Below are 25,507 nucleotides of genomic sequence, written 5' to 3'. Positions count from 1 at the left end.
AATTTAAACGACCAATAACTATGCGATTATTAATTTTGCCCCTAATTTTATTATTTGCTTGGAAGTCTTTTGGGCAAGCAGCAGATATTGACAAACAATATTTTCCTGTTGCTTATGTAAAACTTCCTACAAACCCAATTCTAAATGAAAACGAAAGAACTTATAATGTTTCTGTGATTTCAGATGAAGATATTAATAGTTTTATTTCAGAAACAGCTATTTCTAATGACTTACAGATTCAAGGATTTGTAAGAGATGAAGCTGCTCCTAAAGTTTTTGTTAAACTAAATTTAAAGAATTTTTTAATCGATGCTGCATCTTTTAAGGTAGAAGATAAACTTGTAGAAGAGAAAGATGATGACGGTAATATAACAAAGTCTTATCGTATATATCGTTATGGATTTAAATATGAGATTGCTGCTGAGTATACTATTGAGAACCCTTTTGATTTGGAAATGGGCAATAACATAGCTAGAGTAGAGCCTTATGTATCAGATTTTTTTAATTCAAAAAGGGAAGCTTTTGCTCATTATGAGGTAAATAAAGAGGATATAAAAGAAAATATACTTTATAATTTTATAGAAAAAGTGAGTTACAGAGTAGAGGGATTAATAAATTCTACTTTTGGTTATCAGCCATATAAAACCAATACTTATTTATGGATTTTAGACTCTAAGAAAAACCCATTAACAGTTCGACAAAAAGCTGCTTTTGAAAAAACAATAGCTGCTATGGAGAACGTAACTCACGATATGCCTATTGAGCAGACTAGAAATGCTTTGAAGCCAATTGTGGAGGATTTTGTGCAGATGGCTGGGCAAGTAGAAGGAGATTCAAGAAGAGAACGCAAAGTGATGTATGCATGTTATTATAATGCTTCAGTATTGTCATATTATATGGATTTACCAGAGGAGGCTATAAAGTATGCAGAGATGATTTATCCGTTGGAGTATGGAGAAAGAGATGCAGAGAATTTAAGAGAGAAAGCATTAGATTTAAAGGAAATTCTATCTGTAAATATGGTAGATAGTAGGAGAATGGAAGTTCAGATAGATGAGAAGTTTTCTGAAGTTGAAGTTCGTGATTCTGGCGGTTTTGCTTATTTAGTTACTGCTAAAAACGATACTTTAATTGCAAATATGAATTATGATGATTTGGAGAATGTAGGAGCGGAGGCGAAAGTCTATTTACCAGATGTAAATGGTAATTTAAAGCAAAATATCTTTGATGCTTCAGATTTAAAAGAGCTAGTTTTTGATGAAAACAATATTTATGTTCAAAAAGAATTTATTTCTTATAAGAATAACCCGAGAGCAAAATCTCCAGAGAAGTATTTAGTTAGAAAAGAATTTGAAACCGACGCGCTTTCTTTGTATATTTTTGAGAACGATGAAGTTGTTTTCTTTATTGATGATCAAGAAGTCGGGTTTTCCAATCGTTCTTATAAGTTTTTAATGGGTTTTAAGAATGAGCTTAAGAAGTTTACAGGCTCTTGTTCTAAAGTGAATGAGTTAATTGATAAGAACTATTATAAAAACAATCCAGCAAGTCTCCGAAGTTTTATTGAAGATGTAGTTTACTGTGAATAGTAAAAAATAAAATCGGAGGCCATTTGGCCTCCGATTTATATATAATATAATAGTGAATTTATTTAGACTTAAATATCTTCACTTCTTTGCCTCTACTGTAGTAAATGTCTTCGTTTACATAATCTACATCATAAACAGGATTGGAATTATCCATTATAATTTTGTCAATCTCCTCTCCAGTTTGCTTATCAACTTTATAAAGAAGTTTCTCACCATTATCTCCTTTAGCAAAAATTAAAGCATATTCAGCCGTTTCTGTAAGGGCATTATGTCTACTTTTAATTTTATCATATAGTAGAGCTGAGCTAATATATCCCATTACTCCTAATGCATTTACCTTGTCATTAAAAACAGGTTGTGTTTTTCTATCGGTGACAATTTGTCCAGAAGGGTCTCTGTAAGAAGTTGTTTGAGAATATTCTGCAGTAGCTACACTTGCAGCAAAAGACATTGCAGAAACTCCTACTTTTTTAAAGAATCTTCCAACCTCACCTGGTTGTGTATATTTATGTTGAAATATAGTTTTTCCATCGTTGTCAATACCAATTATATCAGTATGTCCAGTGATAGTAACATTATTAGCAAAAATATCCATATTGGTAATCTCTTTTTCATTCTTAAGCTTCATTTCAGCATAAGGTTCTGGACGTTCTGTGCTGTTTTCATTAAACTTATATAGTTCTTCATCATTATAAACTACAAAATTCCCAGAGTTTTCGTCGTATTTTGCAACTGTAGGTCTTCTTTCGTTTAGTTTTAGATTTTTTCTCCAAATTTTTTCTCCAGTTTTGTAATCTACCATGTTGGCATAGGTAGCTGTTATGTATAATACACGTCCGTTCTTGGTTTTTTCAAGAAAGTAAACAGGATCTTCTTCATCATCAGATATTTTAACATCCTTTTTCCACATTTTTTGCCCATCCTTATCGATTAGCATCATCTCATCATCATATACATAAAGGAAATCAGTTCCAATTGGAATTACATTTTTAATACCTTTTCCTTTAGGATCTTTTTTCCATACTTTTTCTCCTGTTGAATAATCATAAAAATTAAAACCTTTTTCATGAGCTAGTAACATTTTATCCTGCCAGTCTTCAAAAAGAACAATATTCTTAGTAGTTAGTGGTCTTTTCCATATTTCCTTTCCTGTATCTCCATCATAAAGCATTATTTCATTTCTGGAAGAGAAAGTACCTACGTCTTTTATAGTAACTAATTTTGTGCCATCAAGAGACCTTTTGAAGTCAGCGATATCTCCTTCATCAACTTTCCATAAAAGCGTTCCATCCTCTTTATTAAGTACGAAGAATTGTTTCTTTATTAAGGCGAAAACTTTATCTTCCGTATGATTCATCTTATCTCTAAGTGAAGATTGATTAAATCCAGCAAGTTTTCCTAAGCCTTGTAAAAATTCTCCATAAGTAGTAGAGACTGTTGTTTGCCATGTAAACTCTTGCTCTGCAATGTTATACTTTGCAATAATAAGTTCATCTTCGTTGATACCTCTTAATAGAAAAGAGTTTTCATCAAATAGGTATTCAGCTTGGAAGTATTTAGCTTTTCCTTCAGCAGAAAAAAGTACTTTTCCGTCATAGCTGTTAATAACGAAAAGACGATCATCAAAAAATTTCTCCACAAATGGCGTAGATTCTATAACGTTAAATTTTGTTATATCTATTCCTGCAGGTCCTGCTTGAAGAATATTAGCTGCAATATCGATACCCGAACGTTTTGGAGCTTCTTTTTCCCATATAATTTTTTCTAGTTCCAGATCATATCCGTAAACTTTATCACCATCAGATATCACAGTTATTCCATTAAAAGGAACAACTAATAAATCATCTACTGAGTTTTCGAATTCTAGTGTTTTAGTGGCTTCTCGTTGGGCATGAATTAATTGTATAAAGCATATACAACAGAGCAATAGTAGTGTTTTTTTCATCATTGTTTAGATTATATTCGACGCCTAATATAGGGAAAAGATTGGAAGGTATTTATTTTTTGATGTGAATTGGATGAAATGTGTAGTGAAGGTTTAATGGTAAGTTGTTTTATTTTTAATCAAGGAGATATTTCTCTTAGCTTTGATTTTGTATTAAAAGTTATTTATTGGGTTGGTTTATTTTATGCGAAACGATAATTATTCTATGTGTTTTCTTATTAATTATTTTATTATGAAATCTTTTTTGTAAGTATTATCTTTATAAGACAACAGCTAAATTCATAATCTTTATGAAAGTTTTAGATTTAAATATAAAGCGCTTAATCTCTCTACTATTTCTTTTCACCTTTTTCTGTAGCAGTGTTTTTGCTCAAGATAAAAATGATGAAGTGACTATGTTAAACGGTGATGTTAAGAAAGGGAAAGTAACTAGTATCTCTACCGAAACAATTAAGTTTAAATATGAAGGCGAAGATTTAGAGTATGAAATAGCAAAGAAGGAAATTAGTCAGATTAAATTTTCTAGTGGAAGAGTAGAAGCTTTTACTACGGTAAAACAACAAGTAAAAGCTATAGCAAGTAGGTCTAATAGTGGAAGTTCAAAAAATAGTATTGCTATTCTTCCATTTGCAATAGTTTCTAATGATGATACTATTCAGCCAGATGTTTTTAGTGTACAGGTGCAAAATGATTGTGCAAATGTTTTAAGGGAAGAAGCGATACACGGAGTAAAAGTCCAAGATGCAATGACTACGAATGCATTATTGTCAAAAAATAATTTAGATGCTTCAAATATCAGTACTAAGTTGCCAGCAGAATTAGCTAATTTACTGGGTGTGGAATTTGTTTTATATGGAGGAGCAGAAGTCATAAACGAAGGAACTACAAGTTATGGAAGCGGCTCAACGGTATACAAAGAAAAGGATACCAATAAAGATAGGAATAAAAAAGAATCTAAAGGAACTTCTTACTCTTCTTCGAGTACAACGACAACAGTTACTTATGATGTGAAATTGGATTTAAAAATATTTAATGACCAGGGGGAAAATATATATGCAGAAACAAGACACCCATTTGGTCTAGGAGGAATAGAAGCGTATCATTCAGGGTTAAAATATATGCTAAAGAGATCTCCTTTTGGTGTAAAGTACAAGAAGTAATTTATTTTTTTTATGAAAAAAGAGCGCCTTTGAAAATTACATCAAAGGCGCTCTTTTCATTGTTAAATTTGTTTTTATTGCTGATTTAAAAGATCCTCAGCGTTTTTAATACTTGTATTTATCTCTTCTTTTAAAGCTTTCACTTTAGTTTCTTCCTCAGTAAGAAGTGCTTTTTTCTCATCAGTGAGTTCTTTTCCATTAAGGATTTCTTCATGGTCAAAACGCTCTCCGAAGCCTTGCATCCAATCCATCATAGATTCATGAGCCGCTTGTAAATCTTTTTTTGCAGCCTCATACTTCATCCCTGTTTCTGTAGTGTCAACTTTAGCATTCAATTCGCCAACTAATTTGCTAATGGTACTCATTTTTGGCATTAGGCTGTCATGAACTGCCATTACCATTTCCATTTTAGAAGGTTTGTTATCTTCTTTTTTCTCTTGCTTACAAGCTGCAAAGGTGAATAGAGCGATTGCGATAATAAAAATTGCTTTTTTCATGTCTATCTTTTTTATGAATTTTTTAATTGTAATTTTCTTCTATTTAGATATTCAAAAATACATATTAATATAATACTGATTCCAAATAGAGGAAGTAGAATGCATAGAATGATGAGGATTGTAATAACCCCATAGCTTGCTTTAAACGAGGCGGGAACTTTAGGAATCCCCCAATCTCCCTTTCTTTTTCTCAGAAGATATGATATTACTGCAGAGAGACTCATTAAAAATAAGATACTTCCAGCAAAAATCATAAGTATAAAATTCCATTGTCCAAATTGTCCTTGATGAAATGCCATTACCCACATTCTTCCTCGCATTAAAAAACCAACATCCTCCCAATTATGTTTTAATACTTGTTCTCCTGTATATGGATTAAAATGAAGCATTTTTTGACTAGCAAGGTCTTTGTGATTGGTATTAGAAACACTGTATACTCCATTTTTTCCTTGCGGGAAACTAATTTTAACCTCTCCAGGGAGTGAAAGTACATTTGCTTTTGTAACCATTTCATCTAATGAAATCATCGATGTTTTAGGATTTTCTTGATTTAAGCTGAATCGATTCCAAGTACTTGGGTATCCTGTATTAGTAGTATCTTGAACCCATTTGAATCCGCTACCAAAAACATCTGTCCATGGCAAACCTCCAGCGAGAATTATTAAAAATAGAATAGACATCCAAAAACCAGTTATAGCATGAGTATCTCTAAAGAAAGTACGCTTTCCTAATTTCGTTCTCGGAATAAAGTAGCCTTTTAGCTTCCAGCCTCTTTCTGGCCACCAAATAAAAAGACCTGTAAAAATGAGAACTACCATCCAACAAGCAACTAATTCTACTATTTTGGTGCCGTATTTCCCCATTAGCAGTTCTCCATGGAGTTTTCTGACTTTAAACATAAAGGATTTCTGTGGTAGAATTTCTCCAGAAACATCTCCTTTATATGGGTTTACAAATAGGCTGGTAGCGCCTCCAAATCTTCCAGAAGTGAATTCTGTGGCTTCTTTTTTCTCTTTTGGAATTATTATTCCATTAGGCTTTCTTATAGCATTGGCATTAGCTATTTCCCATTGTTTTTGGTATGAAATAGCTTTTCCTTCTACCGTAACTTCTTTTACAGGTTTATATATTGGAGCTTCGTATTGTGCTTTGAATAAATAAATAACTCCTGTTGCAGATAGCAGTAGAATAAAAGGGAGCGAGATAAGTCCAGCTATAAAATGCCACTTCCATAGCCATTTATTTAATTTTGAATTTTTTTTCATCAGTGTTAAAATTTATAACGGATTCCTGCGTGGAAAGCTCTTGGATTTCCAACACTATAATTATTTTCTTTGCTATATTGATTATAAGAAGCTCTTGTTGAATAGAGCGTATCAAAAATATTTAATGCATGTGCCCAGATTTCAAAATGTTTTAATGCATAGCTAGCTCTTAAATTAAAAATATTATGTCCGTCATAAGTTGCTGTGCTGAATGTTCCATCACCGTTGTCGACTTGATTCTCAAAACTGGTGTCATACTTTCCAACCAACTCATATTCTAAGCCAATAGAAAAATTCTTTATGAATTGAGGGTGGTAATTAATTTGGGTATTACCTAAAAGGCTTGGAGCAGTTTGTTGGTCTGTTCCTGAATAGTCAATACCACCTTCATAAAACTTTATGTAACGATGTTTTGCAAAACTTCCGTTATGTGTTAAACTTAGTTCTGGCACTGGCTTAAATGTAATACCATATTCAATTCCATAGGAACGAGTTTTTCCAGCATTGGCATTGTAATATTCATCATTTTCATCTCTAAGAGTTACCAAAGTATTTTTTCCATTTAGAATATATAATTCTGCATCTAGCTTCCATTTTTCAGAAACAAAATATCCTCCAACCTCATAATTATCGTAATTGCTAGGCTCAAGATCAAAAACCTCTCCGCCAACACCTACATAACTATTTCTATAAAGTGTAGAGGTTTGAGGTGGTGTAAATCCATTTGAATAATTTGCATAAATACCAGATCGGTTTGTAAAGTTGTAGTTGAAGCCAATTTTTGGAGCAAAATTATCATAATTATTTTCTGAATCCTTCGGCCCAGCTTGTCCGTCTAACAGATTATTATAATCATACTCAAAGCGGTCATAACGTAATGCTGTCGTAATTTTTAGGTTTTCTATGGGCGTAATTTCATACTGAAGAAATCCTGCATAATTTAAAATATCAGCATCATAGTTAAGGATGTAATCTCCGTTATTTAATGTGTACCCAGTATTTATTCCTGTATTTGGATCGACAGTAACAGCTATAGATTCTGCAACATAAGATTGTGGAGAAAAGTCTACTGTAGCTCCAGCAATTAATGATGAGTTTGCAAAATTAAAATCTTTTTTATGCTGAATCAGACCAACAAAGCTATTGTAGCTATTAGCGTTTATTTCTCCTGCCCCTTCGCCAGTAAGTTGTCCGTTTATTCTGAATTGTTTGATACGATACGAAGGAATCTGATCCATTTCATTGTTTCTGAAAACAAAGTTAAAAGACGTTTTGTTTTGCTCATTCCATACTTTATCTAACGTAGATCTAAAACGAAAAGCTTTAGCTTCTCTTTCAGTAAAAGTTTGATCACTTTCATAATTTCCTGCCTCGTAATCTTCCTGTGTAAGAGATCCAGACATATCAGATCGATAGTCTACTAAATCTATTACATTTGTCCATGTCAACGACGGAGAAATGTGATATACAGTTTTAAAGGTAACAGCAAATTTCTCATAATCACTATGCTCAATAGGACCATTGTTACGTTGGATGTATTGTGTTCCTAGATAGATTCCAAATTTCTCACTTGTATATTTTGAAGCTTCTAAAGAGTATTTTGAAAGTCCTAAATCGTTAATTTCAAATCCTAAACTTCCTTGTAATTCTGGAGTTGGATTTTTAGAAATAAAGTTAAAACTTCCTCCAATTGCTTCACTTCCATAAATACTAGATGCAGGTCCTTTTAAAATCTCTACTCTTCCAAAAGAAACATCATTCATTTCTAATAAAGCATTGTGGTTAAAAACAGCTGTAGGTCTTATTGGAAGTCCATCTTCCAGATACAAAAACAAAGATTTTGTAGAAATAGGAGAACGTACCGCCATCATGTGTTGTTCATTACCTGAAGCTTTTGAGCTAGACATATACACGCCTGGCGCTTGGTTTACAATCTGTTCAATCCCGAAAGCTTTAGTTTCTTCAATTGTTTTCGCACTGATAACAGAAATTGCACCAGGAACTTCAGAGCGCTTTTGTTCCTCTCTACTCGCAGAAACTATAATTTCTTCTAAATCTTCTGTGTTCTCTTGGAGGATGATTGTATTAAATTCTTCTTTTAAAATTACTGTTTTTGATTCAAATCCCATGTACTTTACAATCACTTTAGGATTGTTAAGTGAGATGGAGAAATTACCATTTTCGTCTGTAGAAACGCCTGTGCTTGAATTGGTTGTTGATATAATTGTAACTCCAGCTAAAGGAGTATTTTGAGTGTTTTTTACTTGCCCTTTAAGTGCATTTTGGGCACTAAGAGTGTATCCCATCATAAATATGATGGTTGCTAGAAATATATTTTTCATTTGATTATGTTAGCTTATCTTATAGCGAATATTGAAGTCCTAAGGTTAGTGTTTCTTGATTTTTTAGTTGAATCCCATTCATGTTTTGATACAACGGAAGTGCTGCTTCGAAACCAAAACGTAGGTTTTTTAAGCTTCCTTTAAAAGCATAAAGGTTAAATCCGATTCCTGCCTCAGCGTATGTTTTTCCGCTATTTGCAGTATCAGCTGTAACAACCATCATCGGGTTTAAATCAGGGTTAGTGCCATCTATTTTTTCAATAGCTGCCCATTTCACCCTTCCAGAGAAACTAAACCACTCATTAACTGGCATTGCTACCCAATTATTAATACTATACTCATTTCCTAAACGATATTCATTGTCATTTTCTCCAAATCTGAAAACTCCTTTTATCTGTGATCCAAATGATAAATATTCCCATTGTTTTAAATAGGTTAATCCAAGATTGGCGTCGTATGTGCCGCTACCAATTTGCATAGGATAAGGTAAAATCGTTTCATTAGGAGTAGACATTGGAGTTACGTCTGTTTCGTCTATACTTCCTGTTGGGAAAGAAATACCAACTTGAGCATGTAATTGCTGACTATTTTTATTGAAAAAAGTATACAATGCCGATAATTTAAGATCTCCAAATCCTGATGATTCTGTATTAAATTCGCCTCCCATTCTATTGCCTAGCGTCATTTCTTGAGAAGTATGATTAATCATCGCCATTAAGGTTAATTTATTACTTGGCGCATACATTACTCCCAACATATGCATATTCATAGGCATACTTTTAGGAGTGATCATGTATTGAGACAAGGCATCGCTATATTGGGCATCACTACTGCCGCGATTTAAATCTTCCATGTCCATGTACATGTATCTGTAAGAAAACATCCATTCTCCTTTAGAATGTGTGTGGTCTCCCATTACAGATATTGGAGCATGTCCGTCTGGCCGCCCAGAAGTCCATTTACTTGTTTTTTCTTGTGCTTGTGCTATTGTAATTGCCATAAAAAATATGGCAAACATATAATTCTTCATTTTTCTTGATACTTAATAAGTTAGTCATCAGAATTTTTATCCTGATCGATATTTAAGTTTTTAGTAATAGCTTTTATTCTGAAACTTAAAACTGGGAACTATTATTTCTTATAATAGTTTTGATTGAAGTTCTTTATTTGCGTTAGGGATAGAAGCAAGCTAGCGTGTAGCGTGAACCTGCCCGACGGAACGCCCAGTAAAAATTATAGATTCTGAATAAAAGTAATTATCAAGAAAAAATTGGAGGGTGGAAATGTTGATAGCTTAAAGAAAAGCTATATTCATTATTATAAAGTGTAGTTTTTTTAGCTTCTGATAGCGTAGTATTTACATTTTCTAGTTCTAAGAGATTTACAAATCCAATTGGATATTCCCTTAAGTCTATCGATGGTAAATTTTGTTTTTTCTCGTTGCTTTGTTCTTCTAGCATCTGCATTAAATAACATTTACCATCACAATGCATTTCTGGTTTATCTTTATTTATACAAAGATATTCTGCGATGTAATCTTGATTTATCACATAGTCGAAAACCGGCATAACCGGTTTTAACATGGCCAGCATGTATAGTAAAGTGAAAACTATGGGATAAATTCTTAGCATTAAAGCTATTAGTTTTTGTAATTAAGCGATTACAAAAATATATAAAAAAGGGATAGATTCAATTTTAAAAAGCTGAATTTTGCGCCTTTAAAATGCAATTGATGGATAGTGGAAATAAAAAATGGATTTATTTAATAGTGCTTTCTTTAATTTGGGGGAGTTCTTATATTTTAATAAAAAAGGGATTAGTAGGTCTAACGCCTATTCAACTGGGAGCTATTAGAATTATTTTTTCATCTATATTTTTATTTATAATCGGTTTCAAATGGTTAAAAAAAGTAGAAAAGGATAAATGGAAATGGGTTGCAGCTTCTGCTATGAGTGGAACGTTTGTTCCTGTTTTTTTGTTTGCTTATGCCGAAACAGAAATAGATAGTAGCATCGCTGCGATTTTAAATTCTTTGGTGCCGCTTTTTACTATATTTTTTGGTTTCTTGATATTTAAAGTGTCTTTCACAAAGAATCAGTTAATTGGTGTTGTTATAGGGTTTGTAGGAGCTTTAATTCTTGTTTTTCAAGGTGCTAATGTAAACCCAGATCAGAATTATTTCTTTGCTGTTTTAGTGATTATAGCAGCGATGTGTTATGCTTTGAATGCTAATATTGTTAAATCGAAACTACAAGACGTGCCTGTAATGGCTATTTCTGTTGGGATTTTTGCAGTGATGATTATTCCTGCTATTATAGTATTGCTATTTTCTGGTGTTTTTACAAAAGATTTATGGCAAGAGCCTTCTTTTAGAACTTCCTTAATATACATTCTAGTATTAGCTGTTTTCGGAACAGGATTAGCAAAAATAGTATTCAATAAACTTATTCAGATTTCCAATGCTGTATTTGCGACTTCGGTAACTTATATAATTCCTATAGTAGGTATTTTCTGGGGAATATTAGATGGAGAGAAGTTTACACTGATCCATTTATTGGCATCCGCTATTATATTATTAGGAGTTTATATTGTGAATAGAGGGAGGAAAAAAGAAACCCCGAAAGCTACATAAACTTTCGGGGTCGTAAATTTGTTTTAGGAATCTAGATTATTGAAAATCTGCTTCTGTAAACGTTGGATTGATCTTAGCGTCTGTAAGTTTAGTTTCTACAGCTTGTCCGCCAAGAGCAGCTTCTTTAGTAGCTGGAAATTTAATTCCGTCATACTCTTTGTAATCTTTTAATAAAGCTTCTTGGTTTTGAGTTTGACCACCCATGCTTATAACAGAAACTTCTTTTACTTTTAGTCCAGTTTCAACATCATAAAAATAATGCATCTGAACTACTTCTCCTGGAGCTTCAATTTTATAAGCATCCTTTCCTTCTACTTTTTCTATTCCAGTTAGTTTTATACTGTCATTGTTAAGTAAGATAAGTTCTGCAAAAGTTCCTACGTTATCCTTCATGTCTTTAACCATATTTGGAGGAAGCGGAACCGTATTTCCACCCTGTTTCATAAGAAACTCTTCTCCATTTGCAATTACAGCCATCATAGGATTGTTATTCATATAAGTTACTTGTGCATACTTATCTGCTGTTCTTTTCTCTTCAGATTTGATAGAGGCACCATTAAAACTTCCTTCATAAGTAAGTGCTAAAGATTTAATAGCAGCAACCTTATCTTTTCCTCCAATAGCATTTAAGTAGTTGTTTAAAACACTTTTTGCAGTTACATCTGTTGGGATAGCAACATTATAATTAGGCTTTTCAATTTTATTAGCCTTTGTGTCGTAATAATTAACAGGATAATCTAGCGCCTCTAGTTTATCAGCAACTTCACTTCCTTTACCAACAATTACGATTCTTGAGTTATCTAATTTGAAATATTTATTAGCTACTCTTTGAACATCAGCAACGGTAACCGCATTTATTTTTTCTAAGTAGTTAATGTAAAAATCATCTGGCAAGTTTTTAGTCTTAATATCTAGCGCATATCTTGCTATTGTTCTTGGGTTTTCTAGAGCCAAAACAAAATTCCCTACATATTTAGCTTTCGCATTTACTAAGTCTTCTCCAGAAACAGGCTCAAGTCTTATACGTTTCATTTCTTTCATGAACTCAACAACAGCGCTATCGGTAACTGCATTTCTAACGCTAGAAGAAGCAGAAAACTTAGAAGCATTGTATTGGTCTGTTCTAATGGAAGATCTTGCTCCGTATGTAAATCCGTGCTCCTCACGTAAATTCATATTTAGGTAACTAGAAAAGCTTCCTCCATAAATATAGTTCGCGATTAATGCAGCGTGGTAATCTGGATCAGACATTTTTAAGTCGATCATGTTTACAACACCTATTTCAGACTGTACAGCATTTGGCATATCTACAAAATCGATTTGCGTGTATTGTACATCTTTAGGAGCTGAATAAGTTACTCCAGGAGTTGTGTCTTTTTTCCAAGAAGAGAAGTTCTCTTTAACTAATTTCTCTACTTCTCTTATTTTTACATCTCCAACAATTACTAAATATGCTTTCCCTGGTTTGAAATAAGTGTTGTAAAAACTCTTAACGTCTGCTAGGGTAACATTTTCTAATGTTTCTTCTGAAATAAATTCTCCGTAAGGATGGTCTTTTCCATAAGATAATGCATTTGTAACTCTAGAAGCGATTGAAGAGACATCTTTTTCTGAAGCCTTTAAGCCTTCTTTAGCCTGTGCTTTTTTCTTATCGAATTCTTCTTGAGGAAATACAGGATTGATAGCGCCATCTGCCATTAATTTTAATATCTCAGGGAAATATTTAGAAAGCGAGCTAGCAAAAGCACTTTGCGATCCGTAGCTAATATTGGCTCCTAAGAAATCTATTTTCTCGTTAAATTCATCTTTTCCCATAGAAGTAGTTCCACTTCCAAGAACATCTCCTGTAAGTTGGGAAATTCCTGCTTTATCACCTTCTACAATTGGAGAATTATCTATGGATAATGTCATAGAAACTCTTGGCAGTTTATGGTTTTCTACAACCATAACTGTAAGTCCGTTTTTTAGGGTGAAAGTTTCAGGCTCTGCAATGTTTATTGTAGGTGCAGGACCTGGTTTAGGTTGTTTAGATCGATCTACTTGTGCAAATGTAAAACCTACACTGAGTAATAATATGATGGATAAAAATTTAGTCTTCATAAATATATTTTATTTTTCTTCTTGAGCAGATTTTGGTAAATATTCAACACGTAAACGTTGATTTTTGTTTAAGTACTTAGTAGCTACTTTTTTAATGTCTTCTCTAGAAATGTTTCTGTAGATTTCTATTTCAGAATTAATTAAATTAGTGTCTCCATAAAGCATATAATATCTTGCCAATGAATTTGCAATTCCAGAAACGCTAGCATTAGAATTTACAAAATCGTTTTCCATTTTATTCTGAAGCTTCTGATAATCGTTTTCAGAAATTAAAGAAGTTTGTAGCTTTTTAATCTCTTCATCAATTTCATTTTCTAATTGCGTAAGAGGAACATCTCCTAATGGAAGTGCAAAAATATTATACATGCTATAGTCTTCTTGAGCTCTATTAAAAGCAAAAACTTGTAATGCCGATTTGTTTTCATCTACCATTTTTTTGTAAAGTTTAGATGTTTTACCATCACTTAAATAGGTAGAGATCATATTTAATACATAGGCATCTTTTTCTTTCATTGAAGGTGTGCGGTACGCAAGTGCTAAGGCTGGAATTTGAATATTACTATCGTATTCTGTAGCCTTCATTTCTTGAGTGATAGCATCTTCTTTAGGATGATTTCTAACAATATCTTTTCCTTTTGGAATAGGACCAAAATAGTCTTTAATCATTTTTTGAGTCTCAGAGATATTTATATCTCCAGCTACTACTAAGACAGCATTATTTGGCACGTAGAATTTTTCATTAAAAGCTTGAAATTCTTCTAGGGTTGCAGCATCCAAGTGGTCCATAGAACCAATTACACTCCATCTGTAAGGATGTTTTGTAAATAAATGTGGTTGGATTGCAGTACCATAGCTTAAGCCACCATAAGGTGCGTTATCTACACGTTGTCTTTTTTCTTCTTTTACAACTTCATTTTGTGTTTCAACACCTATTTCATTGATTATAGGGTGCATTAAACGCTCTGATTCCATCCAAAGTCCCAACTCAACTTTATTAGATGGGAAAACTTCGTAGTAATACGTTCTGTCTGCAGTGGTATTTGCATTGTTGCTCCCTCCGTTGGAACTTACTATTTTAAACCATTCTCCTCGTTCTATATTTTCTGTTCCTTCAAAAAGTAAATGTTCAAAGAAGTGAGCGAATCCTGTACGCTCAGGGTTTTCGTCTTTAGATCCAACATGATACATTACAGAGGTTGTTACTACTGGTGCAGTATTGTCTTGGTGTAGAATAACGTGCATGCCATTTGCAAGATCGTATTCTTGGAATTTAATTTCTTGAGCAATGGCTGTCGAACCTAATGAAGCCAATATTGCTAAAGAGAGTAATTTTTTTCTCATAATATTTGATTATTTGTATATAATTAGTCAGTCATTTAGAAGAAATGTTACAATTTCTTCCAATAGATGTTAGAAAAATAGCAATTATTTACTATACGGTTGTTAGGTCAATTAAAAATTTAGGAGACTTTAACTTTCTTGAAAATATTTTTTCGTAACTTAAGTCTTGTATAATCAAATAGATAGCATATGAAACCAGACAAGTTATTTTTACGATATGGATTTTTAATTGCAGTAGGTCTTATTGCATATTTTTTAATCTTAAAATTAGTGGGATTACATGAACAAATTTGGTTACGTCTCATAAATGGACTGATTGTAGGTTATGGAATTTATGCAGTTATAAGAATGCGTAGGATTCTGGAAGGAGATAAGTTTGATTATTTTAAAGGATTTAAATCAGGGATATACGCTGGTTTTTTTGCCACGCTTATTTTTACTGCTTTCATGGCGATTTATATGTTCCATTTAGATAAAAATTTCCCTAATTCTATTATGGAATCTTGGATTCGAGATTACAACCAAGGTCCTGGAATACTTGTATTTATCTTATTAATAGAAGGGTTTGCGTCTACAGTTATCCTTACTTTTACATTCATGCAGAAGTTTAAGCCTAGTTGGAATACTAAAAAAAGTGTCCAAAAGGCATAAAAACATTTGTTCTTTAATGATTTAGGAGTATATTTGCACCCACTTAAATTTATTTTAAGCACAGTTTATATTAGTTAATTTTATATAATTATAACGCTATGTACGCAATTGTAGAGATAGCAGGGCAGCAATTTAAGGTTGCGAAAGACCAAAAAGTGTTTGTTCATCGTTTAGCTTCGGAAGAAGGTGATAAAGTATCGTTTGATAACGTTCTTTTATTAGATAATGATGGAGAAGTTACTGTTGGCGCCCCGGCTATAGACGGAGCCGCTGTTGAGGCTAAAGTCATTAAGCACCTTAAGGGTGACAAAGTTATTGTTTTCAAAAAGAAAAGACGTAAAGGTTACCGTAAGAAAAACGGACACAGACAATCTTTAACTCAAATCGTTATTGAAAGCATCGTAGCTAGTGGAGCTACTAAAAAAGCTGCTCCTAAGAAAAAAGCAGCGCCAAAAGCTAAAGAAGAAGCTAAGCCTGCAAAGAAAGCTGCTCCTAAAAAAGCTGCTTCTAAAAAAGGAGATGATTTGAAAAAAATCGAAGGAATTGGTCCTAAAGCGGCTGAAGCTCTAACAAAAGCAGGAGTTGATACTTATGCTAAGTTAGCGAAGAAATCTGCTGATGATGTTAGAGAAATCTTAACTGAAGCTAGTTCTACTTTAGCTCACTTAGATCCAGGTACATGGGCAGATCAAGCAAAACTTGCTGCTGACGGTAAATGGGATGAGCTACAGAAATGGCAAGACGAGTTAAACGGTGGGAAATAATCCATCTTGAGTTTTAAAATAAAGTATAATTTTCTTGATTTTTAATCAAGAGCATTAAAACCGAAACAAATGGCACATAAAAAAGGTGTTGGTAGTTCTAAGAATGGTAGAGAATCAGAATCGAAACGCTTAGGTGTTAAGATATTTGGTGGTCAAGCTGCTATTGCTGGAAATATCATCGTAAGACAAAGAGGTACCTCTCACAATCCCGGTGAAAATGTATATATGGGGAAAGACCATACTTTACATGCTAAGGTTGACGGAGTGGTAAAATTCCAGAAGAAAAGAGATAACAGATCTTATGTTTCTATAGAGCCTTTCGAAGCTTAATAAACATATTATTTATGATATCAAACCCATCTTGTTCTAAACAAGGTGGGTTTTCTGTTTATATACAGTAATAACAACTATTTCTTAACCGTTTTTTAATCCTTCAGTTTTTATTTAAAAGTACATTTCTAGATTTTAAATGTGTTTTTAATAATGATGAGGTATTGCTGCTTTTTTATTTTTTTTCTTCTAAATGTATCCAGATTTTATGGTCAGCAAGATGAAAATATAGCCACTTCTAATGTAGATAGTGTTTTCTTTAAACTGAAGAAAGAGCTTTCTACCGCGCTAGAGAATAATAATGACTCTCTTGCAGTAATCAAATATATTGAGTTTGCAGATTTCTATAAGAATAATGGCGCAGTAAATGAAGCCATCCTCAATTACCAAAAGGCATTATCTTACCCATCTCCAAAGGCAGATACTTTGGTTGTGTATCTCAATTTGCAATTAGGAGCTATTAATTTTTCTGTAAAACAATTTTCGGCAGCAAAGACATATTATTTCGAAGCACTTCATATTTCTGAATCTATAAATTATATAAAAGGAAATGCTTTGGCAGAAAGTGCTCTCGGAAGTTGCTTTGAAAAACAACAGAATTATGAAAAGGCATTACTTCATCAGAACAAAAGCTTAAAGCTTTTCGAGAAGCTTGAGGATTACAATGGATTGGCCTTAGTTAACGAAAACATAGGGAGTATTTATGAGGATAAGCTAGATTTTAAATTAGCGTATCAATATTTTAAAAAAGCATTAACGTACGTAGTTTTAACTGAAGACCTTGACAGACAAATAAATATTCTTAATAATTTAGGAGATTCTAAACGGAAAGTAGGTGATTTTAGCGAAGCTCTAGTTTATACCTTAAAAGCAAAAGACCTTGCATTAGAAACTAATAATAGTCATCAATTAGAGAGCTCTTATAAAGATTTATCCAAGCATTATAATCTTATAAATGATTTTGAAAAGGCATATCGTAGTTTGCAGATTTCAGATTCTATAAGAGATCAGATTTTAAAGTCACAAAACATACAGCAAGTAAACTCTCTTCAAGCGCTTTATGATGCTAAAAATAAGCAGGCTAAAATAGAATTATTAACAAAGGAGAAAGAAGTGGCTAAAGTAGAAGAGCTGCTACTTTTATTAGTTATTATAATTCTGATTGTAGTAGCTGTTATTGTGTTTATTTATCATAAAAAGAAAAAAGAGAATGAGTTAATATCGCAAAGGTATAAGCAGCAAATACTGGAAGCTGATTTGGAGAAGAAGAAAATACAAGAAGAAAATTTACAGCGTGAAATAGCTTTAAAAACGACTTCTTTGTCGCAATACAGTCTTCATTTAGCGCATAAAAATAAAATATTAACGCAGGTAGCAAATACACTTTCAAATTTAAAAGGGCGAAAGCAAATGGATGTTCAAAGTAAGTTGACAGCAATTGTTACTGAAATTAATAGCGGACTTTCGGAGAAGCAAGAATGGGAACAATTCATGGGATACTTTCAACAGATTCATCCAAGCTTTTTTGATAGGTTAAAGGAGTACACAATAGAAGAATTATCACCTTCAGAATTAAGATTGTGTATGTTGCTAAAATTAAATCTATCCTCCAAAGAAGTGGCTTCAATTTTAAGAATTACTCCAGATAGTATTCGGGTAGCTAGATATAGATTACGTAAAAAATTGAAGATAGATTCTGGAGAGAAGTTAACTAGATTTTTACATCAGCTATAAAAGAAAATTGCATAATTAAGCTTTATGTTAACCTCATGTTACCAGATTATAAATGTTGCCTCTATATTTCCTATGTATATACATTTTAATTACGTTTTGTTCTCATCAATTTTATCTTCTAAAGGCTTGCAGTATATAGATTTGTGAAAAAATCAAACATAATTTTATGAAATCTTTTAAACTAATTTTTGTAACCTTAATTGTTGCCTTTTTTACGAGTAGTATGAGTGCTCAAAACGGAAATATTCAAGGTTCAATATCCGATGAGAATGGAATTTATGTGCCTGGAGCAACGGTAATAATCGAAGACCTCAATATGGGAGTTGTTTCTGATAACGATGGTAAGTTTACATTTATATCCGTACCCGAAGGAACACATCAATTGCTAATAAAATACCTAGGTTTTTCTGATGTATCTAGAGAGATTGAAGTTACTGCAGGAAAAACGATATCAATAGCAATCAATCTAAATTCTGAAAGCCTAGAGCTTGAAGGGGTAGAAGTTTCTGCTTATGGGTTAAGTGGGCAAGCAAGAGCGTTAAATACACAGAAGAATAATACAAATATTACCAATGTTGTTTCAACGGATCAAATAGGGAAATTTCCAGATGCCAATATAGGAGACGCTATAAAACGTATTCCTGGTATTACGATGCAAGTGGATCAAGGGGAAGCAAGAAATATTATTGTTCGTGGACTTTCTCCGCAACTTAATTCTGTAACATTAAATGGGAGCAGGATTCCTTCAGCAGAAGGAGATAATAGAAACGTGCAGATGGATTTGATTCCTTCTGATATGATCCAGACTATTGAAGTTAATAAAGCGGTAACACCAGACATGGACGGAGATGCAATTGGAGGTTCTGTAAATTTAATTACTAGAACAGCTCCTCAAGGATTTCGTGTTTCTGCAACCGCAGGTTCTGGGATTAATTTTATCACTAATAAGAGGATTTTAAATGGTTCTTTTTTAGTAGGTGATAGAACAAACGATGGGAAGTTTGGTTGGATGTTATCAGCGTCAGTTAACGATAATGACTTTGGTTCTGATAATGTTGAAGCAGAATGGAGTGATGAATTTGAATACAATACAGGGATTCAAGATTCCGAAGGAGAGGATATTATTGAAGAAATGGGGGTTAATCCATATGCTACAGAATATGAGATTCGTACTTACTTAGTGCAACGTATAAGAAGGAGTTTCTCTGCCAATTTAGATTATAAGTTGGATGATAATAACAGCGTTTATTTAAAAACGATGTATAACTGGAGAGATGATCGTGAGAATAGACTTGCATACAGTAATAAGATTCTAGATGGTGAAGATATTTCTTCAGATGACTTTACAATTGATGCTAATAATAACCTTATAGGCTTTCCTGTGGAAGCAAAAAGAGAAACTAAAGGAGGAATTCCTGGAGGGAGAAATCAAAATGCTAGATTAGAAGATCAACGGATGCAGAATTATAGCATTGGGGGAGATCACTTATTTGGGAAACTAAAATTTGATTGGATGGGGTCTTATGCTAAAGCTTCAGAAGAGCGTCCAAATGAGCGTTATATAACTTATGAAAGTGAGTTTGGAATAGATAGAAGTTTAGATACTAAAAAACCTTACTTCACACCTCAGAATATAGAAGATACTGCGTTAGATAATTATGAGTTAGACGAAATCACAGAAGAATATCAATATACTGAAGAGGAAGATATCAATGCATTTTTAAATTTTGAACTTCCAGCAGATTTCTTTGGGAATGGAAATGGAATCATAAAATTTGGAGCACGTACTCGTCTAAAAAGTAAAAATAGAGATAATAACTTTTTTGAGTATTCCCCACTAAGTAGTCAGTATGATACAATGGATTTAGTGGATACTAGAGATTATAGTGATGAAGATTTCCTTGCAGGAAGTCAGTATCAAGCTGGTTATTTTGTAACGCCAGAGTTTTTAGGAGACTTAGATCTTGAAAATGGAGATGAATTTAAGAAGGAGTCGGTTCCAGATGAATATTTAAGAGCAAATTTTGATGTTGATGAAGATGTGTATGCAGGTTATATTATGACTACACAAAAATTAACGGATAAACTAACGCTTTTAGCGGGATTAAGAATAGAGAATACGCAGGTTTCCGCAACAGGAAATCGTATTTTAGATGAAGAAGACCTTGTTGGAGAGGTTACTGATAAAAGTTCTTACACAAATATATTACCTGGCGTACATTTTAAGTATGATTTATCAGATAAAACAATCTTAAGATTCGCTTGGACAAATACACTTTCTAGACCTAATTACGTGGATCTTGTGCCTTATGTAGATGTTGTTACTGAAGATGAAGAGCTTTATTTAGGAAATGCCGATTTAGACCCTACAACATCTATGAACTTCGATTTAATGGCAGAGCATTATTTTAAATCAGTAGGGATTCTTTCCGGAGGGGTTTTCTATAAAAAGATAGATAAGTTTATATATACTTCTGTTTTTGAAACTACAGACGATTTTTATGGAGTGGGAACTACAGATTTTGATGTCTACCAACCGCAGAATGGAGATAATGCTTCTATTTTTGGAGCTGAAATCTCTTTCCAACGTAAATTAGATTTCCTTCCTGGATTTGCAAAGAATTTTAATGTCTATTTTAATTATACCTATTTGTCTTCGGATGCAGAAGGAATTAAAAATGAAGATGGTGAAGAAAGAGATGATTTAGATTTACCTAATACGTCTCCTAATATGTTTAATGGGTCTTTAGGATATAATAGCAAAAAACTTAGCGTTAGGTTATCAGCTAATTATTCAGATTCATATATAGATGAAATTGGAGGGAACCCTTTTGAGGATCGTTATTATGATGAGCAGTTCTTCTTAGATTTTAATATCAGTTATGCAATCACAAATAACTTAAGAGTCTACGCAGATTTAAATAATATTACCAATCAGCCTTTAAGATACTATCAAGGACAAAAAGATAGAACCATGCAAATGGAATATTATGAAAAGCGACTAACCTTCGGAATTAAGTACGATTTATTCAAGAAATAATTAAGAACAAATTTTCAGATAGGAGCAGTCTTTTTGATTTTAATTCCAAACTACTTCTAAAGATTGCTTCCTTCTGAATTATAAAAAACTATTATATGAAACTATATAAATATCTAGCAGTATTGGCTGTTACAATTTCAGCATGCAAGAAAAATAACTTACCTCCTATATCTCCAGATGTAGTAACAGAGAACACATTGCACGATACCGATGATCCTGCAATATGGGTAAATAAAAAGAATCCTTCTGAAAGTATTGTTTTAGGCACGGATAAAGATACGGACGGTGCAATTTATGCTTTCGATTTACAAGGGAAGGTGATAGAAAATAAAACAATAAGAGGTCTTAAGCGTCCAAATAATGTAGATGTGCGTTACGATTTTAAGCTAAACGATTCTACAACGGTAGATATTATAGCTTTTACTGAACGAGAGCGTCAGCAAATAAGATTGTTTTCAGTTCCAGATATGAAGCCGCTAGACGGTGGAGGTTTTCCAGTATTTACGGATGCTAAAGAGCCTGAGCAAAACTTACCAATGGGAATTAGTCTTTATCATTCGGCTGTTAATGGTAATATGTATGCCATTGTAGGTAGAAAAACTGGACCGTTGGAAGGTTATTTATATCAATATTTGCTTAAAGCTGATAAAAATGGAGTAAAAACGGAGCTTGTTAGAAAGTTCGGGAAATTTAGTGGAAAGAAAGAAATTGAAGCTATTGTTGTGGATGATAAAGAAGGAGTAGTTTATTATTCTGATGAAGGCTTCGGAATCCGTAAGTATCATGCAGAACCAAAAAATGGAAATGAGGAATTAGCAGCTTTTGGAGGTGAATATTTTCTAGATGATATAGAGGGACTTTGCCTTGTAAATGGTGTGAGCGGGAAGGATTATATAATTGCTTCAAATCAACAAAAACATAGTTTTGTGTTTTTCGATAAAAACACGTTGGAGTTTGTTAAAGAATTGAATTTAAGTACTAAAGAGACTGATGGGTGTGAAGCGGTAACAACACCTTTAAATGATACTTTTAAAAGTGGATTATTTGTAGCAATGAATGATGAACAGAATTTTTTCTTTTTTGACTTAGGAAAATTACTATAAAAAAAATAGGGTTATTTATAATTTTATTAATAAATTAGATATAACTAATAATCAAAAATTTTTTTATCATGAAAAAAGTTGTCATTTCTGGTGCATTAGCACTTACTATTTTATGTTCAAGTTGTTTAGGGTCTTTTAGTGCTTTTAATAACTTGAAAGATTGGAATCAAGGAGTAACAGGGAATAAATTTGTAAATAACCTTATCTTTTGGGGACTTAACATTATTCCAGTTTACGGTTTATTCTTTTTAGGTGATGCAATTATCTTTAACGTAATCGAATTCTGGACAGGTTCTAACCCTATCGCGATGCAAGAGGGAGAGTCAGAAACTCAGATTGTTGAAAGAGACGGTAATACTTACGAATTGACAGCGACTAAAAATAGAATGCAGGTTTCTGTTATTGAAGGTCCTAAAAAGGGAGAAAATGTAGATTTAGTTTACAAGCCTTCTGAGAAATCATGGAATGCAATTAAAGCTGATGGAGAGGTGATCGAACTTTCTTCTTTCAAAGATGGTTTATACATTGTAAATCTTCCTAATGGAGAAGAAGTTAAAATAGATCCAGCTACTCCAAGAGCAGAAGCTGTAGCTTATTTACAAGAAAAAGTTGCTTGTAACTATAGTGATGCAATGGTTGCTTCTTTAGAAGACTAAATTATAAGTACTAATTGGGTTTATCCCTATAAAGTACAATTATATAAAATGAGGTTTTGAATTCCAAAACCTCATTTTTTGTTTATGTTATCGGAGTAGCGATACAATTCTTAGGGATTCCGAAACCGTCCACTAACGTGTTTACATGTGGCCTTAGTTCAGAACACAATCGCTCCACTTGTTTCCTTATTGCTTTAGATTTATTGGCGCTTATATATCCATGTTCTAAATACCAAGCTGCATGTTCGTTTATTTCACTTAGCGCAAACAAGGATCCTAGTTTTCTAAAAAGGAATTTCATTTCTTCATCTTTTATGGTATCCGTAAAGTTTAAAAACTCATTATAAGATAACTCTTCACTGTAGGAACTTCCTAATGCTACAAGATGTGTTTGTGTTTTTAAAAATGCTTGATAAGAAGGTATGCCTTTCTTTAGGTATTTTTGAATTCTCGATGCGGCAGAAAATGTAAGCCTTCGAGTTCTATACGCTAGGGCTTCTTTGTGAAATTCGATGTCGTAAAGATGTTCTTTATCTGTTTTATTAGTAAAAATAGGATTTATAGTTATTAATTTATCGGAGACATTAGTGCCTAGATATTTTAACACATCCATAAAGTTATCACTATTAAATTCTGTTTTAAAATTGGTTAGAATTCCTTTAGCTGCTAATTGAATCAAAACTGTATTGTCACCTTCAAAAGTGGTAAAAATATCAACATCTCCTTTTATATGAGGGATTTTGTTTTCTATTAAATACCCTTTCCCGCCACAAGCTTCTCTACATTCTTGGATAGTATTATTTGCAAACCATGTAATAGAGGATTTTAAAGCTGCTGCCTTAGTTTCTATTTCTCTTCGTTCATTGTCTTTAGAATTAGCATACTCTTTAATGAGTTTTTCTAAAACAGTATGGTAAACATAAGTTTTAGCAAGAGGTTTAATGAGTCTAAGCTGATGTGTAGGGTAATCCATTATTAAATCCTCTTGGATTTTTTCACTGCTATTAAATTGTCTTCTTTGTAGCGCATATTTTACAGCAATAGCAAGTGCTTTTTTCGCACCGCTTAATCCACTTTTGGCAACGCATATTCTACCGCCTACTAATGTTCCAAGCATGGTAAAAAATCGCTTGTTTGGATTTTCAATAGGGGAAGTGTAGTTTCCGTCATTATCAATGTCACCATATTTATTCAATAGGTTTTCTCTAGGAACTTCTACATTAGAAAACCAAATCTTTCCATTATCAACGCCATTTAATCCTAGTTTATAGCCATTATCTTCAATCCGAACTCCTGGTTCTAGATTTCCGTTAGTATCTCTAACTCTAACTAAGATAGCATGTACTCCTTCATTTTTTCCGTTTACAATAAGTTGGGCAAATACAGTTGCCATTTCAGAATGCAATGCGTTTCCAATGTATTCTTTGTTGTCATTTTCTCCAGGAGTATCAATAACAATAACATCTTTTTCTTTTATGTAAGTGGCAGTGGTTTTTACACCTCTTACATTCGAACCGTGTCTGGTTTCAGTCATAGCAAAACAGCCTAATAGATCTGCCGTTCCTATATCTTTTAAATATTTATCGTGATGCTTTTTTGTACCTAGGTTTTGTACGCTACCACCAAACAGCCCAAATTGAACTCCAAATTTTATGGTAAGACTTCCATCTACGAACATAAGGTTCTCAAAAATATTAGCGTAGGTAGGCATATCGTCAATTCCACCGTATTCTTTACCATATGCCATGGCTCCATATCCCTTTTCTGCAAGATATTTTACTTGTTCTAAAACATTATTCCTAAACTTCTCTTTATCACGAATAATTTTAAAGTCGAAAATAGGGTCGTTTAAAATATTTCTGAAAGTGTCTATATCTGCCGCATGATCTCCTTTTAATAGATCGTCTATTTTTTCTGCTGAATAAAAAGTAGCTCCGCTAGCAGCTTCAATTTTTATATCAAAAAGATGATGATAGTGATTTGGTTGAATCCCTAAGTTTATCTCGATATATTTTAGACTCTCATCAGCAATATTTGTATCCTGATTGTTATTAGCAAATCGCATGCTGAAATAAGTTAATGGATAAGGATCACTTTCTACTAATTTCAACCCCGATTCATCAATCATGGTTTTCCAAGATCTAATAATATCAGATGGAGGTTCATTGTTAGGATCAATCCACTTTTCAAGTAAAGATTTATCATCTTCAGAAATTGTGTCTGAGGAAATCGCTTTTTTGAAAATTGAAATTTCAGAAGGCGATAATAATTCATCAGACCAGATAACATATAAAAATGGGATGTATTTTATAATCGCGGCGGTGTATTCGGTTTTTTTCATACTTAAAATTACAAATT

Annotated in this window: 19 protein-coding genes; 10 read left to right on the top strand and 9 right to left on the bottom strand. The window is 32.9% G+C overall.

All coding sequences use genetic code 11. The annotated features are described in order from the left end of the window. Positions 1-20 precede the first annotated feature (20 nt). A complete protein-coding gene (locus ACN0TY_RS01085; RefSeq protein WP_417443029.1) occupies positions 21-1,589 on the top strand; it encodes a hypothetical protein in 1,569 nt (522 codons plus the stop codon). A 58-nt stretch (positions 1,590-1,647) separates the two neighbouring features. Here the strand turns inward: ACN0TY_RS01085 and ACN0TY_RS01080 are convergent, their stop codons facing one another. After that, on the bottom strand, positions 1,648-3,537 hold the full coding sequence (locus tag ACN0TY_RS01080; protein WP_417443028.1) for a PQQ-binding-like beta-propeller repeat protein: 1,890 nt from the start codon (positions 3,535-3,537) through the stop codon (positions 1,648-1,650). Between the two features lie 287 nt (positions 3,538-3,824). Here ACN0TY_RS01080 and ACN0TY_RS01075 point away from each other — a divergent pair, with 287 nt between their 5' ends. After that, a complete protein-coding gene (locus ACN0TY_RS01075) occupies positions 3,825-4,694 on the top strand; it encodes a hypothetical protein (protein ID WP_417443027.1) in 870 nt (289 codons plus the stop codon). Between the two features lie 74 nt (positions 4,695-4,768). Here the strand turns inward: ACN0TY_RS01075 and ACN0TY_RS01070 are convergent, their stop codons facing one another. From ACN0TY_RS01070 to ACN0TY_RS01050, 5 genes are all read right to left on the bottom strand, one after another. Beyond that, on the bottom strand, positions 4,769-5,191 hold the full coding sequence (locus tag ACN0TY_RS01070) for a hypothetical protein (protein WP_236957226.1): 423 nt from the start codon (positions 5,189-5,191) through the stop codon (positions 4,769-4,771). Between the two features lie 11 nt (positions 5,192-5,202). Then, the gene (locus tag ACN0TY_RS01065; protein WP_417443026.1) at positions 5,203-6,456 is read right to left on the bottom strand and encodes a PepSY-associated TM helix domain-containing protein; all 1,254 of its coding nucleotides are present in this window, start codon (positions 6,454-6,456) and stop codon (positions 5,203-5,205) included. A gap of 5 nt (positions 6,457-6,461) precedes the next feature. Further along, positions 6,462-8,798: a TonB-dependent receptor domain-containing protein gene (locus tag ACN0TY_RS01060; protein ID WP_417443025.1), complete on the bottom strand. Its 2,337-nt coding sequence runs from the start codon at positions 8,796-8,798 to the stop codon at positions 6,462-6,464. Between the two features lie 19 nt (positions 8,799-8,817). Continuing rightward, positions 8,818-9,798, bottom strand: a complete 981-nt coding sequence (locus tag ACN0TY_RS01055) for a transporter (protein WP_417443024.1) — start codon at positions 9,796-9,798, stop codon at positions 8,818-8,820. 259 nt (positions 9,799-10,057) lie between these two features. Continuing rightward, positions 10,058-10,366: a hypothetical protein gene (locus ACN0TY_RS01050; RefSeq protein ID WP_236957222.1), complete on the bottom strand. Its 309-nt coding sequence runs from the start codon at positions 10,364-10,366 to the stop codon at positions 10,058-10,060. Between the two features lie 164 nt (positions 10,367-10,530). Between ACN0TY_RS01050 and ACN0TY_RS01045 the strand changes: the two genes are divergently transcribed. Next, the gene (locus ACN0TY_RS01045) at positions 10,531-11,430 is read left to right on the top strand and encodes a DMT family transporter (RefSeq protein WP_417443023.1); all 900 of its coding nucleotides are present in this window, start codon (positions 10,531-10,533) and stop codon (positions 11,428-11,430) included. 36 nt (positions 11,431-11,466) lie between these two features. Here the strand turns inward: ACN0TY_RS01045 and ACN0TY_RS01040 are convergent, their stop codons facing one another. Together ACN0TY_RS01040 and ACN0TY_RS01035 are read right to left on the bottom strand one after the other, a co-directional pair. Then, the gene (locus tag ACN0TY_RS01040; RefSeq protein ID WP_417443022.1) at positions 11,467-13,530 is read right to left on the bottom strand and encodes a M16 family metallopeptidase; all 2,064 of its coding nucleotides are present in this window, start codon (positions 13,528-13,530) and stop codon (positions 11,467-11,469) included. A 9-nt stretch (positions 13,531-13,539) separates the two neighbouring features. Beyond that, positions 13,540-14,871, bottom strand: a complete 1,332-nt coding sequence (locus tag ACN0TY_RS01035; RefSeq protein ID WP_417443021.1) for a M16 family metallopeptidase — start codon at positions 14,869-14,871, stop codon at positions 13,540-13,542. Between the two features lie 189 nt (positions 14,872-15,060). On the opposite strand from ACN0TY_RS01035, the gene ACN0TY_RS01030 reads away from it, so the two are divergent. From ACN0TY_RS01030 to ACN0TY_RS01000, 7 genes are all read left to right on the top strand, one after another. After that, positions 15,061-15,522: a DUF4199 domain-containing protein gene (locus tag ACN0TY_RS01030; protein ID WP_236957218.1), complete on the top strand. Its 462-nt coding sequence runs from the start codon at positions 15,061-15,063 to the stop codon at positions 15,520-15,522. 98 nt (positions 15,523-15,620) lie between these two features. Then, a complete protein-coding gene (rplU, locus tag ACN0TY_RS01025) occupies positions 15,621-16,286 on the top strand; it encodes a 50S ribosomal protein L21 (protein WP_236957217.1) in 666 nt (221 codons plus the stop codon). Between the two features lie 69 nt (positions 16,287-16,355). Next, positions 16,356-16,616 (top strand): 50S ribosomal protein L27, encoded by a 261-nt coding sequence (gene rpmA / locus ACN0TY_RS01020; protein WP_236957216.1) that lies wholly within the window; start codon positions 16,356-16,358, stop codon positions 16,614-16,616. Between the two features lie 153 nt (positions 16,617-16,769). Then, a complete protein-coding gene (locus ACN0TY_RS01015; protein WP_417443020.1) occupies positions 16,770-18,350 on the top strand; it encodes a tetratricopeptide repeat protein in 1,581 nt (526 codons plus the stop codon). A 166-nt stretch (positions 18,351-18,516) separates the two neighbouring features. Then, positions 18,517-21,390, top strand: coding sequence for a TonB-dependent receptor (locus ACN0TY_RS01010; protein ID WP_417443019.1), 2,874 nt, complete (start codon positions 18,517-18,519; stop codon positions 21,388-21,390). A 95-nt stretch (positions 21,391-21,485) separates the two neighbouring features. Further along, positions 21,486-22,493: a phytase gene (locus ACN0TY_RS01005; RefSeq protein WP_417443018.1), complete on the top strand. Its 1,008-nt coding sequence runs from the start codon at positions 21,486-21,488 to the stop codon at positions 22,491-22,493. Positions 22,494-22,561: 68 nt separating this feature from the next. After that, positions 22,562-23,149, top strand: a complete 588-nt coding sequence (locus ACN0TY_RS01000) for a DUF3332 domain-containing protein (RefSeq protein ID WP_236957212.1) — start codon at positions 22,562-22,564, stop codon at positions 23,147-23,149. 82 nt (positions 23,150-23,231) lie between these two features. Here ACN0TY_RS01000 and ACN0TY_RS00995 read toward each other — a convergent pair whose 3' ends face one another. Next, complete coding sequence (locus tag ACN0TY_RS00995) at positions 23,232-25,490, bottom strand: acyl-CoA dehydrogenase (RefSeq protein WP_417443017.1); 2,259 nt, start codon at positions 25,488-25,490, stop codon at positions 23,232-23,234. Between the last annotated feature and the right edge of the window lie 17 nt (positions 25,491-25,507).

The sequence above is a fragment of the Joostella sp. genome, from assembly GCF_048266025.1.
Taxonomy (GTDB): Bacteria; Bacteroidota; Bacteroidia; order Flavobacteriales; family Flavobacteriaceae; genus Galbibacter; species Galbibacter atrarenae.
Note: the sequence above shows the minus strand (reverse complement) of the source record. Positions and strands in the feature narration are given on the sequence as shown.

Excerpts from the sequence above, each read along its gene's own strand:
- ACN0TY_RS01065 (WP_417443026.1), bottom strand. The coding sequence starts at position 6,456 with ATGAAAAAAAATTCAAAATTAAATAAATGGCTATGGAAGTGGCATTTT.
- ACN0TY_RS01005 (WP_417443018.1), top strand. The coding sequence starts at position 21,486 with ATGAAACTATATAAATATCTAGCAGTATTGGCTGTTACAATTTCAGCA.
- ACN0TY_RS01015 (WP_417443020.1), top strand. The coding sequence starts at position 16,770 with ATGATGAGGTATTGCTGCTTTTTTATTTTTTTTCTTCTAAATGTATCC.
- ACN0TY_RS01055 (WP_417443024.1), bottom strand. The coding sequence starts at position 9,798 with ATGGCAATTACAATAGCACAAGCACAAGAAAAAACAAGTAAATGGACT.
- ACN0TY_RS01045 (WP_417443023.1), top strand. The coding sequence starts at position 10,531 with ATGGATAGTGGAAATAAAAAATGGATTTATTTAATAGTGCTTTCTTTA.
- rpmA (WP_236957216.1), top strand. The coding sequence starts at position 16,356 with ATGGCACATAAAAAAGGTGTTGGTAGTTCTAAGAATGGTAGAGAATCA.
- ACN0TY_RS01010 (WP_417443019.1), top strand. The coding sequence starts at position 18,517 with ATGAAATCTTTTAAACTAATTTTTGTAACCTTAATTGTTGCCTTTTTT.
- ACN0TY_RS01075 (WP_417443027.1), top strand. The coding sequence starts at position 3,825 with ATGAAAGTTTTAGATTTAAATATAAAGCGCTTAATCTCTCTACTATTT.
- ACN0TY_RS01040 (WP_417443022.1), bottom strand. The coding sequence starts at position 13,530 with ATGAAGACTAAATTTTTATCCATCATATTATTACTCAGTGTAGGTTTT.
- ACN0TY_RS01030 (WP_236957218.1), top strand. The coding sequence starts at position 15,061 with ATGAAACCAGACAAGTTATTTTTACGATATGGATTTTTAATTGCAGTA.
- ACN0TY_RS01035 (WP_417443021.1), bottom strand. The coding sequence starts at position 14,871 with ATGAGAAAAAAATTACTCTCTTTAGCAATATTGGCTTCATTAGGTTCG.
- ACN0TY_RS00995 (WP_417443017.1), bottom strand. The coding sequence starts at position 25,490 with ATGAAAAAAACCGAATACACCGCCGCGATTATAAAATACATCCCATTT.
- ACN0TY_RS01085 (WP_417443029.1), top strand. The coding sequence starts at position 21 with ATGCGATTATTAATTTTGCCCCTAATTTTATTATTTGCTTGGAAGTCT.
- ACN0TY_RS01080 (WP_417443028.1), bottom strand. The coding sequence starts at position 3,537 with ATGATGAAAAAAACACTACTATTGCTCTGTTGTATATGCTTTATACAA.
- rplU (WP_236957217.1), top strand. The coding sequence starts at position 15,621 with ATGTACGCAATTGTAGAGATAGCAGGGCAGCAATTTAAGGTTGCGAAA.
- ACN0TY_RS01000 (WP_236957212.1), top strand. The coding sequence starts at position 22,562 with ATGAAAAAAGTTGTCATTTCTGGTGCATTAGCACTTACTATTTTATGT.
- ACN0TY_RS01050 (WP_236957222.1), bottom strand. The coding sequence starts at position 10,366 with ATGCCGGTTTTCGACTATGTGATAAATCAAGATTACATCGCAGAATAT.
- ACN0TY_RS01070 (WP_236957226.1), bottom strand. The coding sequence starts at position 5,191 with ATGAAAAAAGCAATTTTTATTATCGCAATCGCTCTATTCACCTTTGCA.
- ACN0TY_RS01060 (WP_417443025.1), bottom strand. The coding sequence starts at position 8,798 with ATGAAAAATATATTTCTAGCAACCATCATATTTATGATGGGATACACT.